This window comes from Vallitalea sediminicola (assembly GCF_054408565.1).
Window position 1 is genome coordinate 1 of sequence record NZ_BTPT01000092.1, and the last position, 206, is coordinate 206.

The 206-nt window shown below is 37.9% G+C and carries 1 protein-coding gene; it reads left to right on the forward strand.

All coding sequences use genetic code 11. The annotated features are described in order from the left end of the window. Window positions 1-206, forward strand: a 206-nt coding sequence (locus ACX6CF_RS25065; protein WP_458788119.1) for a hypothetical protein, incomplete at both ends; no start/stop codon positions are given.

Consider the following 206-nt stretch of genomic DNA (forward strand, 5'->3'; position numbering starts at 1 on the left):
TGGATGAGGAATCTCCAGGAACATATATTTACCATTACAATGTATCAGACGAAAAAGGTAATCAAGCGCAAGAGGTTACAAGAACAGTAGTGGTGAAAGAAGACGAAGAAGCTCCAGTAATAACTCTAGTAGGAAATACTTCAGAAGAAGTAATTTATGGTGGAGAATATAACGATGCAGGAGCGACAGCTTTAGATAATAGAGAC